At 64.5% G+C, this 12,532-nt stretch carries 9 protein-coding genes; 3 read left to right on the forward strand and 6 right to left on the reverse strand.

The annotated features are described in order from the left end of the window. Nucleotides 1–36 precede the first annotated feature (36 nt). Nucleotides 37–2,277 carry a mannose-1-phosphate guanylyltransferase/mannose-6-phosphate isomerase gene (locus tag AC0ZT5_RS02665; protein ID WP_488495146.1) on the forward strand — a complete coding sequence of 747 codons (2,241 nt, stop codon included), beginning with the start codon at nucleotides 37–39 and terminating at the stop codon, nucleotides 2,275–2,277. Nucleotides 2,278–2,284: 7 nt separating this feature from the next. Here AC0ZT5_RS02665 and betB read toward each other — a convergent pair whose 3' ends face one another. Genes betB through betI form a run of 5 tightly spaced genes read right to left on the reverse strand, consistent with a single transcriptional unit; the run spans nucleotide 2,285 to nucleotide 8,579 of the window. Then, nucleotides 2,285–3,748 (reverse strand): betaine-aldehyde dehydrogenase, encoded by a 1,464-nt coding sequence (gene betB, locus AC0ZT5_RS02670; RefSeq protein WP_488495147.1) that lies wholly within the window; start codon nucleotides 3,746–3,748, stop codon nucleotides 2,285–2,287. A gap of 51 nt (nucleotides 3,749–3,799) precedes the next feature. Next, nucleotides 3,800–5,452, reverse strand: coding sequence for a choline dehydrogenase (gene betA, locus AC0ZT5_RS02675; protein ID WP_488495148.1), 1,653 nt, complete (start codon nucleotides 5,450–5,452; stop codon nucleotides 3,800–3,802). A gap of 3 nt (nucleotides 5,453–5,455) precedes the next feature. Further along, nucleotides 5,456–6,466 (reverse strand): threonine/serine dehydratase family protein, encoded by a 1,011-nt coding sequence (locus AC0ZT5_RS02680; RefSeq protein WP_488495149.1) that lies wholly within the window; start codon nucleotides 6,464–6,466, stop codon nucleotides 5,456–5,458. Then, nucleotides 6,463–7,992 carry a choline-sulfatase gene (gene betC / locus AC0ZT5_RS02685; RefSeq protein ID WP_488495150.1) on the reverse strand — a complete coding sequence of 510 codons (1,530 nt, stop codon included), beginning with the start codon at nucleotides 7,990–7,992 and terminating at the stop codon, nucleotides 6,463–6,465. The genes AC0ZT5_RS02680 and betC overlap by 4 nt, the downstream gene beginning before the upstream one ends. Then, complete coding sequence (gene betI / locus AC0ZT5_RS02690) at nucleotides 7,989–8,579, reverse strand: choline-binding transcriptional repressor BetI (RefSeq protein ID WP_095089822.1); 591 nt, start codon at nucleotides 8,577–8,579, stop codon at nucleotides 7,989–7,991. Before betI ends, betC begins: the two co-directional genes overlap by 4 nt. Before the next feature lie 198 nt (nucleotides 8,580–8,777). On the opposite strand from betI, the gene AC0ZT5_RS02695 reads away from it, so the two are divergent. Then, nucleotides 8,778–9,944, forward strand: a complete 1,167-nt coding sequence (locus AC0ZT5_RS02695; protein WP_457153106.1) for an acetyl-CoA acetyltransferase — start codon at nucleotides 8,778–8,780, stop codon at nucleotides 9,942–9,944. Nucleotides 9,945–10,069: 125 nt separating this feature from the next. After that, on the forward strand, nucleotides 10,070–11,074 hold the full coding sequence (locus tag AC0ZT5_RS02700) for an asparaginase (RefSeq protein ID WP_488495151.1): 1,005 nt from the start codon (nucleotides 10,070–10,072) through the stop codon (nucleotides 11,072–11,074). An 11-nt stretch (nucleotides 11,075–11,085) separates the two neighbouring features. Here AC0ZT5_RS02700 and AC0ZT5_RS02705 read toward each other — a convergent pair whose 3' ends face one another. Continuing rightward, complete coding sequence (locus AC0ZT5_RS02705) at nucleotides 11,086–12,462, reverse strand: TIGR03808 family TAT-translocated repetitive protein (RefSeq protein WP_488495152.1); 1,377 nt, start codon at nucleotides 12,460–12,462, stop codon at nucleotides 11,086–11,088. Nucleotides 12,463–12,532: the final 70 nt, after the last annotated feature.

The following is a 12,532-nucleotide window of genomic DNA, read 5'->3' on the forward strand; positions in this document are numbered from 1 at the left end:
AACCGGTCACCAATTGCTTCTGAGCGCGAGACCCGAATGACCGAGCGGATCGTTAGTTTTGTCATGAGCGGCGGCATCGGCTCGCGGCTCTGGCCGCTGTCGCGCGAGGACAACCCCAAGCAGTTCCACGATCTGTCCGGCGATGGCTCGATGCTGGCCAAGACCTTGCGTCGGCTCACGGCGAGACCGGAGGGCGAAACGCCCATCTTCCTGATCGCCTCGGAGCGTCATGCCGACCGCGTCCGTGCCGACCTTGCCGGCCTCGATCTCGCCGGCGGCGGGCCGTTGTTCGAGCCGGCCGGCCGCAACACCGCCGCCGCCGTCGCGCTGGCGACGCTGCGCACGCTGTCCGAGTTCGGCGACAGCCTGATTCTGGTGGTGCCGTCGGATCACGAGATCAACACCCCGCGCCAATTCTGGCACAGTGTCGAAGCCGGTACCGAGGCGGCGCGCCAGGGCCGGCTGGTGGTGTTCGGCGTCAAGCCGACGCAACCCGAGACCGGCTACGGCTATATTGAAGTCGCGGCCGAGAGCGGCGGTACCTTCGACGTGTCGCGCTTTGTCGAAAAGCCTGACCTTGCAACGGCGCAGGACTATCTCCAGGCCGGAAGTTTTTATTGGAACACCGGCATCTTCCTGTTTCGCGCCGGCGCCATGCGCGACGCCTTCGCGGCGTTCCAGCCCGATATCTGGCAGGCCACCGAAGCGGCCTACAGAGCGGCGACATCGGATCTGTCCGGTCTCTATATGCCGCTCGAACTCTACGCCGCCATTCCGTCGAACTCGATCGACTACGCCGTCATGGAGCGGGCAAGAGATATCGCCATGGTGCCGGCCGGCTTCCGCTGGAACGATCTCGGCTCCTGGCAGTCGCTGCTCGATGTCGGCCCTGCCGACGACCAGGGCAATGTCGTCATCGGCGATGTCGTCGCCATCGACTGCGAGAACTCGTACATCCGCAGCGACGGCCGCCTGCTGTCGGCGATCGGCATGAAGGACGTCGCCATCGTTTCGACAGCAGACGCCACCTTCGTCGCCCCGGTCAGCCACAGCCAGCACGTCAAGAAGATCGTCGAACAGCTCGAGAAATCGGGCCGGCTGGAAACGCGGTTCACGCCGGCGCATGACCGCGTCATCGAAAGCGGCGCCTGGCGACGGCGCGTGCATCACTGGCTGTTTCAGGAGACCTTGCCGCTGTGGTCGACATCGGGCGTCGACGAGCGTCATGGCGGTTTTCACGAAGCGCTCGGCCTTGATGCCTCGCCGCTGATGAAGCCCAAGCGCATGCGCACCATGGCAAGGCAGGTCTATGCCTTCGCCGTTGCCAAAGCGCGCGGCTGGGACGGTCCGGCCGACCGGCTGATCAGCCACGGCATCGACTTCGTGGCCAAGAATGGCCGCACCAACAAAGGTGGCTGGGTGCGCACGCTGAACGTCGACGGCTCCGTGGCCGATGCCACCGAGGATGCCTACGATCATTCCTGCGTGCTGCTGGCACTGGCGCATGCGCATATGTCGGGCAATCCCGACGCCTTGCGGCTTGGTCAGGAAACCCTCGCTTTTCTCGACACATATCTCGAGGACAGCCGCCTGACCGGCTTCCTCGAGACGTCGGACGGGGAGGGCGAGCGGCGCTCCAACCCGCACATGCATCTGCTCGAGGCCTTTCTCGCCTGGTACCAGGCGACCGGCGAGCGCACCCATCTGCGCCGTGCGGCACGCGTCATCGACCTGTTCCGCAGCCATTTCTTCGATGCTGAAAGCTGGACCCTGGGCGAATATTTCGACGCCGAATGGAAACCGTCCGCCGGCGACAAAGGATCCTGGACCGAGCCCGGTCATCACTTCGAATGGGCCTCGCTGCTGGTCGATTTCGCCGGGCGCAGCGGCCAGGCGGATTTGAGCGGCTTCGCCCGAAAACTCTACGCCTCGGCCATCGCCAACGGCCTCAACCGCGCCACCGGTCTCGCTTATGGCGCCGTCTCCAGGCAAGGCCTGCCGCTCGACCGCGTCTCCCGCAGCTGGCCGCAGGCCGAAGCGGTCAAGGCGGCGATTGCGCTGGATGGCTCGGGCGGGCCCGACCTCAAGCCCGAAATCGAGGAACGCGTTGGCCGCCTGTTCCGCTGGCACATCGACCCGGCGCCGCTCGGCCTGTGGATCGACCGCATCGATGAACGCGGCCGCTCGCTGGCGACCGATGTGCCGGCCAGCATCTTCTATCACCTGGTTTGTGCGCTGACCCAGTATCTGGACAGCACGGCGCAGAAGGCGCCGTAGGCTAGGCTCAGTAGGGGCTCGCCACGTCCCCAGTCTCGACATACACCGACTTCAGCTGCGAATAGAGCGCCAGCGCTGCCAGCGAATTCTCCCGCCCGATGCCGGACTGCTTGAAGCCGCCGAAGGGGATCTCGACCGGTGTCAGATTGTAGGCATTGATCCAGCAGGTGCCGGCCTGCAGCTCGGCGATGACGCGGTGGGCGCGCGGCAGGTCGCGCGTGAAGACGCCCGCGGCAAGGCCAAATTCGGTGTCGTTGGCGCGGTCGATCACCTCGTCCTCGCCGTCGAATTTCAGCACGCTCATCACAGGCCCGAAAATCTCCTCGCGCGCGATGCGCATCGTGTCGGTGACGCCGGTGAAGACCGTCGGTTCGACGAAGAAGCCACCGTCGAACCCCTGCAGCGAAGGCACGTTGCCGCCGCAGGCGAGGACTGCGCCATCCTGCTTGCCGATCTCGACATAGCCGACCACCTTCTCATGCTGCGCCTTGGAGACCAGCGGACCCATCTGGGTTTCGGGGTCGAGCGGATCGCCGATGCGGATCTTCTTCGTCCGCTCTATCAAACGTTCGACGAAGCGGTCGTGAATGCCGCTCTGCACGAAGACGCGCGTGCCGTTGGAGCAGATTTGGCCGGTCGAATAGAAATTGCCGAGCATGGCGCCGCCAATGGCATTCTCGATGTCGGCATCGTCGAAGACGATCAGCGGCGACTTGCCGCCGAGTTCCATCGTCGCGTGCTTCATCTTCGAACCGGCCAGCGACAGCACCTTGCGTCCGGTCGGCACCGAGCCGGTCACCGAGACCTTGGCGACGACATCATGACCGACAAGCCCGGCGCCGACATCGCCATAGCCCTGCACGACGTTGAACAGCCCATCGGGCAGGCCGGCCTCGCTGTAGATTTCGGCCAGCGCCAGCGCTGAAAGCGGCGTGTTTTCCGACGGCTTGAACACCATGGCGTTGCCCATGGCCAGCGCCGGCGCTGATTTCCAGCCGGCAATCTGGATCGGGTAGTTCCAGGCGCCGATGCCGACACAGACGCCGAGCGCCTCGCGTCGGGTGTAGGCGAAGGGCCCGCCAAGGTCGACGGACTCGCCATTGTACGCGGCGACTGCGCCGCCGAAATATTCCAGGCAGTCCGCGGCCGACGGCGCGTCCGCCACCAGTGTCTCCTGGATCGCCTTGCCGGTGTCGAGCGTCTCTATGCGGGCGAGGTCGGCGTTGCGGGCGCGCAAGATGTCGGCGGCGCGGCGCAGGATGCGTCCGCGCTCGACCGGCTTCAGCCGCGCCCAGGCAGGCTGCGCGGCACGCGCGGCCTCGACGGCGAGTTCCAGCACGTTCGGCGTCGCCGAGCGCAGCATGGCGATTGTCTCGCCGGTTGCCGGATAAATGACCGGCAGCGGCGCGCCCTGCTCATCGTCGATATAGCGTCCGTTGACATAGTGCGATGCCGTGGGCTGGGCGCGCATGGAGGTCTCCAAATCGTCTTCGCTTGGGCGGAACGTTCGCCGGATCATGCTCTATCTGTCGGATGCCTGCCAGCGCGGATTGATCCAGGGTTCCTGGTTGGACGGCGCCAGCGGTGTGCGGCCGAGAATGTGGTCGGAAGCCTTCTCGCCGGTCATGATCGACGGCGCATTGAGGTTGCCGTTGGTGACACGCGGGAAGATCGAGGAATCGGCGACGCGCAATCCTTCGACGCCGATGACCCGGCATTCCGGATCGACGACGCTCATCATGTCGTCGGCGCGGCCCATCTTGCAGGTGCCGCAAGGATGGTAGGCGCTCTCGGCGTGATCCCTGATGAAGACATCGAGATCGTCATCCGACTGCACGTGGCTGCCCGGCGAGATTTCCTTGCCGCGGTAGCCATCGAACGCCTTCTGGCCGAAGATCTCGCGGGTCAGCCGGATGCAGTGGCGGAACTCCGTCCAGTCGTCAGGATGCGACATGTAGTTGAAGCGGATCACAGGCTTCGATTTCGGGTCCGGCGAGCGCAACGTCACCGAGCCGCGCGACTTCGACCGCATCGGCCCGACATGCGCCTGGAAGCCGTGCGACTTCGCCGCTGCCTTGCCATCATAGCGGACCGCCGCCGGGATGAAGTGGTACTGGATATCGGGATAGTCGACACCGGCGCGTGAGCGCACGAAGGCCGCTGCCTCGAAATGGTTGGTGGCGCCCAGCCCGGTCTTGAAGAACAGCCATTGCGCGCCGATCAATGCCTTCGAGAACGGGTTGAGCACCGAATTGAGCGTGATCGGCTGCGTCGATTCCTGCTGGATGTAGAGCTCCATATGGTCTTGCAAATTGCGGCCGACGCCGGGTCGGTCGGCCACCACGGCAATGCCGTTTTCCCTCAGATGCTCGGCCGGACCGATGCCCGACAGCATCAGGATCTTGGGAGAGTTGATCGACGAGGCGGCGACGATCACCTCACGTCGTGCCTTAACGACCTGAATCTGTTTGTGAGCTTCGATCTCGACGCCGATGGCGCGTTGATTCTCGATGATCACCCGGCGGGCGAAACCCTTGAGCAGGCTAACATTCTTGCGGTTCAACGCCGGCTTCAGATAGGCACTTGCAGCCGACCAGCGGCGGCCGCCGCGAATGGTCTGCTCCATCGCCCCAAAGCCTTCCTGCTTGGAACCATTGTAGTCGTCGGTCAGTTCGAACCCGGCCTGGCGGCCCGCCTCGACGAAGGCTCCGTAAAGCGGATTGCGTCGCGAGCCGCGCTGTACATGCAATGGCCCGCCATGGCCGCGCCAGCCATCCTCGCCGCCGTCATTGTCCTCCATGCGCTTGAAGTAGGGGAGCACGTCGGCAAAGCCCCAGCCGGTCGCACCTACTTCGGCCCAATGGTCGAAGTCGCGGGCATGGCCGCGCACATAGACCATGCCGTTGATCGAGGACGAACCGCCGATCACCTTGCCGCGCGGCGTCGCCAGCACGCGGCCGCCGAGATGCGGCTCGGGTTCGCTGGCAAAGCCCCAGTCGTAGAGGCTCATATTGAGCGGGATCGACAGCGCCGACGGCATCTGGATCAGCGGCCCGATATCGGTGCCGCCGAATTCGATCACGATCACCGAATGCTTGCCGTCCTCGGACAACCGATAGGCCATGGCTGAGCCGGCCGAGCCAGAGCCTATGATGACGAAATCCGCTTCAAGCATGGTTCATATGCGCCCATCGTTCATATGCGTGATGAAATCGGCGAGCGAAACATTGCCGCCAGTTGCCATCACGAGCACGGTCTTGCCTTTTACATCCACCTTGCCGCCGAGCAGCGCCGCCAGCGAGGCGGCCCCCGACGGTTCGAGCACCAGCTTCATGCGCTCGAACGCGATACGCATGGCACTCCGCACAGATTGATCGTCGACGGTGATGCCGCGCACGCCGGCGGTCTTGACCGCCGCGAATGGTGCGTCGCCGGGTCGTCGTGACATCAGTCCGTCGCAGATCGACTTCGGGCCGATCGGCATCGTCTCGATGCTGCCATGCGCCAGCGACGAGCCCATGCCGTTGAAACCTTCCGGCTCGACGCCGATGATCTCTGTGGCGGGTGAAAGATAGTGGAAGGCGAGCGAAACGCCGCCGATCAATCCGCCGCCGCCGACCGAGCAGAACAAAAGGTCGGCGCTGGCGTCCTTGGCGGCAAGCTGGTCGAGCGCTTCGAGGCCGGCGCCCGCCTGGCCGGCGACGATCTCCGGGTCGTCGAACGGATGCAGCAGGGCCAACCCTTCGGTCTCTGCGATCTCGCGCGCCTTGGCGGCGGCGACTTCCTCACGCGCGCGCTCGCCATGGTCAGTCAGCACGACACGGGCGCCATACCCTGCCGTGGCATCGCGTTTGGCGGCGGGTGCATCGATCGGCATGACGATGGTGACCGGAATGCCGAGCGCCTGGCCGGCTGCCGCCAGCCCTTGCGCGAAATTGCCGGAGGAATAGGCGACGACGCCTTTCTTCGCCTCGTCGGCCGAAAGCTGCTTCAGCCGCCAATAGGCGCCGCGTATCTTGAAGGAGCCTGCCCATTGCAGCGATTCCGGCTTGATGAAGACACGAGCCGCGCCCGTCTCACGCGCGAGTGCCGCCGATTCCAGCAGCGGCGTGATCTGTGTCGCCCGCGAGGTGACGGCATAGGCCTGCTTGAGATGGTCGAGAAAGGGGACGAGAAGGTCTGCCATCATTCGCCTCGTGGATACCGTTTGCTCTCCTCGAGATTGTCGAGGTTCATGTGATTGCGCATGTAGCGTTCCGACGCCTTTTGCAGCGGCTGGAAATCCCAGGGGTAATAGGCGCCGTTGCGCAGCGCGGGATAGACGACCCAGCGGCGCGCCTGGCTCTCGCGCACGGCGGCGTCGAAGCCGGCCATGTCCCAGCGCGCGCGGACCTTGCTCATGAATGCCGCCACCAGATCCGCATTGGCCGGGTCGCCGGCCAAATTGTCTCGCTCGAGTGGATCGGCCTCGAGATCGAACAGTTGCGGCGGGTCGAGCTCGCAATGGACGAATTTGTATCTGCCGTCGCGGATTGCAACGAGTGGCGAGCAGGAGCCCTCCGCCGCATACTCCATCAACACAGGCGCGGCGCGCTGCCCGCCATTGGTGAGCGGCAGCAGTGATTGGCCGTCGGTCCACGGCGCGATCGCCCCGATGTCGATGCCGGCAAGGTCGCAAAGCGTCGGCGCGACGTCGAGATTGGAGACCGGCGCTTCGATCAGTCCGGCGCGAACGCCCTTGCCGGCGATCATCAGCGGCACCCGCGCCGAGCCCTCGAAGAAGCTCATCTTGAACCACAGGCCGCGCTCGCCGAGCATGTCGCCATGGTCCGAGCAGAACAGGATGACGGTGTCGTCGAGCATGCGCGTTCGCCGCAAAACGTCCAGAAGCTCGCCGAGCTTGTCATCGACATAGGAGATGTTGGCGAAATAGCCGCGCCGGGAACGACGCACTTGTTCAGGGGTGATCTCGAAAGACGGATAATCGCTGGCGTGGTACAGCCGCTGCGAATGCGTGTCCTGCTCGTCATGCGCAATGAATCCGGTTTCCGGGTCCAGCGCCTGGCAGTGTTCGTAGAGATCCCAATACTGCTTGCGCGCAACATAGGGATCGTGCGGGTGCGACAGCGAAACGGTGAGGCACCAGGGCCGATGGTCCAAATCGTCCTGTTCGCGCGACAGCTGATAGAGTTTCTGCGTGGCCAGGAACACGACCTCGTCGTCATATTCCATCTGGTTGGTGGTCTCGGCGACGCCGGCGCCGGTCACCGAACCCAGATTGTGGTACCACCATTCGATGCGCTCGCCGGGCTTGCGGTAATCCGGGGTCCAGCCGAAATCGGCCGGATAGATGTCGGTGGTCAGCCGCTCCTCGAAGCCGTGCAACTGGTCCGGTCCGACGAAATGCATCTTGCCCGACAGGCAGGTGTAGTAGCCGGCGGCGCGCAGATGATGGGCGAAGGTCGGGATCGACGAGACGAATTCTGCGGCATTGTCATAGACCCCGGTGCGAGACGGCAGCTGCCCACTCATGAACGAGGCCCGCCCCGGCGCGCAAAGCGGCGATGCGGTGTAGTTGTTGGCAAAACGCGCCGAGCGGGCCGCCAGTGCCTTGAGATGCGGCACATGCAGGAAGTCCGCCGGCCCATCCGGGAACAGCGTACCGTTGAGCTGATCGACCATGACGATCAGGAAATTGGGTCGCTTGGCTGTCACTGTGTCTGCCGTCCACCGAGTTTCGTTTCGAGATAGTCCTCGACCAGCGCGATCGCGGTCGCGGCGTCGGGCACGCCGTCCTTCAGGGCGCGTCTGATGTAGAGCCCGTCGATCAGCGCCGCGGTCGCTTCGGCGACGCGATCGGCCTCGGCTCTCGGCAGGATGCCGGTCAGCCCGCTCAACAGGTTGGAGTGCAGGCGCCGCGCGTAGACCTTGAGCAGCCGGCGCAGCGCCGCCGATTTCTGCGCCTCGACATAGAAGGCGAGCCAGGCGGCGATGGTTTCCGGCTGGAACTGGAGCTCGGAGAAGTTGACGGCCACGACCGCCGAAACGCGCTCGCGCGGGCTCCCGGCGGCACCAAGGGCGCGCCGCATGTCGATGGTCAGTTCGGCCAGGATATGGCGCATCGTCGCCAGCAGGAGTTCATCCTTGGCGCCAAAATAATGATGGGCAAGGGCAGAGGACACGCCGGCGCGGCCGGCGATCTCGGACATGGTCACGTCGAGCGAGCCGCGTTCGCCGATCGCCGAGATCGTCGCGTCGATGAGCGCCTTGCGGCGCAGGGGTTCCATTCCGACTTTCGGCATCTCGCTGGGGTCCTTTGAAGCAGGATTATTTTTTATTGACGGGTCAATCAACAAAAAAATCGGTGGTCGCTAGCTGCACCAAGCGATTGTCCGGTTCCGGCCCTTCCCGGCGCGGGCACGATTGTTTATATTTGAACAATAAAGGCGAAGTGCGCCATGAGCCCTCATGCTAGGCTGGCGCCAAGGATGGAGACCGCCATGACCGCATGCATCGTTGGCTGGGCGCATTCGCGCTTCGGCAAGCTTGAGGGCGAGACGCTCGAAAACCTGATCGTCAAGGTGGCGACCGACGCGCTCGACCATGCCGGCATCGGCCCCGACGAGGTCGACGAGATCGTGCTCGGGCACTTCAACGCCGGCTTTTCGGCGCAGGATTTCACCGCCAGCCTGGTGCTTCAGGCCGACGACCGGCTGCGCTTCAAGCCGGCGACGCGCGTCGAGAACGCTTGCGCCACCGGTTCGGCTGCGGTCAGGCAAGGCATCCGCGCCATCGACGCCAATGCCGCCCGCATCGTGCTGGTGGTCGGCGCCGAGCAGATGACGACGACGCCTGGTCCCGAGATCGGCAAAAACCTGCTCAAAGCTTCCTATCTGCCTGAGGATGGCGATACTCCGGCGGGTTTTGCCGGCGTCTTCGGCAAGATCGCGCAGGCCTATTTCCAGCGCTATGGCGACCAGTCGGACGCGCTGGCAATGATTGCCGCCAAGAACCACAAGAACGGCGTCGACAATCCCTACGCGCAGATGCGCAAGGATTTCGGCTATGAGTTCTGCCGCCAGGAAAGCGAAAAGAACCCCTTCGTTGCCGGTCCGTTGAAGCGCACCGACTGTTCGCTGGTCTCCGACGGCGCCGCGGCCCTTGTCCTTGCCGACACAGCGACGGCGCTGAAGATGCGCCGCGCCGTTGCCTTCCGCGCCAACGAGCATGTGCAGGATTTCCTGCCGATGTCGAAGCGCGACATCCTGACCTTCGAAGGCTGCGAACAGGCCTGGACCCGTGCGCTGAAGAATGCCGGCGTGACGCTCGACGATCTGTCCTTCGTCGAGACGCATGATTGCTTCACCATTGCCGAACTGATCGAGTATGAGGCGATGGGGCTGGCCAAGCCGGGCGAGGGGGCGAAGCTCGCCATGAGCGGCGAGACCGCCAGGGATGGCCGCCTGCCGGTCAACCCATCGGGCGGGCTCAAGGCCAAGGGTCATCCGATCGGCGCCACCGGCGTTTCCATGCATGTTTTGACCGCCATGCAGCTTGTCGGCGAAGCTGGCGGCATCCAGGTGCCGGGGGCAAAACTTGGCGGCATCTTCAACATGGGCGGCGCGGCGGTCGCCAACTACGTTTCCATTCTCGACCGGATCAGGTAAACCCGCCCGCATTACAGCGCCGCGCGCCCTTTGAGGCGCGCAAAGGACGCTGTAACACTTTGATTTTGCGCATGACCTCGAAGATCTGTTCCGATCCTCGCGGTCATGGGCAAGCGGGAGGGTTCATGACAAATCCGGTTCTGATCGAAGTCCTGCGCGGCGCAATCGTCGAGAGCGCCCATCGCGGTGCCGTCGCGGTTTTCGATGCCGACGGCAAGCCGGTCCTGGAGATCGGCGACACCTCGAAGCCGGTGTTTCCGCGCTCCGCGGTCAAGGCGATCCAGGCATTGCCGCTGGTCGAAAGCGGCACGGCGGACGCGTACGGCTTCGGCAACCGCGAACTGGCGCTTGCCTGTGCCTCCCATTCGGGCGAGCCGGCGCATGTAGAGTTGGCGCGTTCCATGCTGGCCAGGGCCGGGCTGGACGGGTCAGCGCTGGAATGCGGCGCGCATTGGCCGTCCAGCCATGACGCGGAGATTGCGCTTGCCCGCGCCGGCGGGTCGCCGAACGCGCTGCACAACAACTGCTCCGGCAAGCATTCCGGCTTTCTCTGCACCTGCGTCCACACCGGCATTGCGCATCGCGGCTATATCAAGCCGGGGCACGCCTTGCAGGAGATGGTGCGCGACGCCATGCAGGCCGTGACGGGCGCTGTCCATGGTGCGGATGAACGAGCGACCGATGGCTGCTCGATCCCGACCTACGCGGTGCCGCTCAGGAGTTTTGCGCTTGGCTTTGCCCGCATGGCCACGACGAATGGTTTTGGTCCGGAACGGGCCAAGGCAGCGAAGCGACTGCTTTCGGCCTGCATGGCCGAACCGTTCTTTGTCGCCGGCACCGGCCGCGAAGACGTCGCATTGATGGAAGCCGCACCAGGGCGGATTTTCGCGAAAGGCGGCGCCGAAGGTGTTCACTGTGCCGCAATTCCGGAACTTGGCCTGGGCATAGCACTCAAATGCGATGATGGCGCCGGCCGAGCCGGCGAAGCCATGGTTGCCGCCGTTCTTGCCAAATTGTTGCGCGCGGACGAGACTTTGGCGGCGAAGCTGCTCGAACTGGCCAACGCTCCGATTGAGAGCCGGATTGGCGCCAAGGTTGGGGCGCTCAGGCCCACAGTGGCCTTGGATTAAAAGTCCAGCATTCAGCTGACGTGATTGCGCTCGACGGTCAAGTGCGCATAGCCGCTCTTGTCCGACGATGTCAGGTCGCTTGTCGCCGGTTCGGCCCAGCGCTGGCCGACGACGGCGCCGTTCAGCGCGCCATCGATGACATTGTCCGAGATGACGGCCGTGCCGGCGCCCTCGACCACGCTGACGACGATGCCGGTTCCAGCCTTGCGGATGATGTTGCCGGTGGCCACGACATTGCGCAGGTACGGCCCCCAGCCGATCTGCATGCCATAGAGCGGCGCGTTCTCGATGACATTGTTGGAAACGGTAGTGTCGGCCTCGACGCCAATGCCGACGCCAAAACCGGGCGGGTCGGCGGGGTAGGGGCCGCTGGTCGACAGATTGCGCACGATGTTACCCGAGCAGACACCCATGCGGCCACCTTCATTGAAGTTGACGATCGAGATGCCGTTGGCGGCGCCGTCGACGATGTTGTTGCTGATGATGGCGCCTTCGAACGAGAATTCGGAATAGACCGCGGTCTCGCCCGAGCGCGAGCAGGTGTTGCCTGAAATCTGCAGATTGCTGGCGCTGTTGGCGCGGATCGCCGAAAAGGCGCAGTCCGAGACGATGTTGCCCGAGATGACGACATTGCCGGCCCGGAAGGCGTTGATGCCATTGCCGTTCTGCCCGGTTCCGCCGCTGCGTGCCTGGATGCGCTCGACGCGGTTGCCGGTGACCATGGTGCCGTCTTCCGCCCCCTGCCAGCGATGCACCAGGATGCCGCCATTGGCGCAGTCGGAGACGGTGTTGCCTGTGATTGCCAACCCATCGGCCTCGACCGAATAGATGCCGGCATCGGCAGCCCCTGATATGTCCGAGCGCTCGACCCGGCCTGCTGCGTGTTCCAGCGCCAATCCGTTCTTGCCGCTGCCGGTTATCTGGCAATTGTCGACAATGAGGTGCGCGACCCGGCGCAGATCGAGCAATGCTTGCGCGTAGTCGCCCATCGAGCGGTTACTGCCGTCGAAGACCAGCCCGCCGAGTTCGATATGGTCGGCCTGTTCGGCCATGAACAGGTGGCCGTCGCCGCCATAGACGATCCGCGTTGCGCCCGGCACGCCGGAAAGGCGCACGCGGCCGGGCAGCGAGAGGTTGGACACCACATAGGTGCCGGGCGGCAGGAACACCGGCATGTCGCGGTCGTTGGCATCACGCAGCAGCTTGGCGAAGGCCTTGCTCTGATCGTCAAAGGTGCCGGGTGAGACGCCAAGTTCGGTGGCGTTGATCGAACCGCGCATGGAGGCTTTCTCGATGCCGGTCAGGCTGGCCGCCGCCGCTCTGCCGAGCGAGAGACCCATGACGGCAAAGCCGGCGGTTCCGGTTAGCAGCGTTCGTCTGTTCAACATCGGCACAGAATCCCAGCGTTCAACCCCGACACCGCAGGAATCGTGCCAGACAATCTGTCGCTCCTCGCCA

The organism is Mesorhizobium sp. CNPSo 4670, from assembly GCF_057784235.1.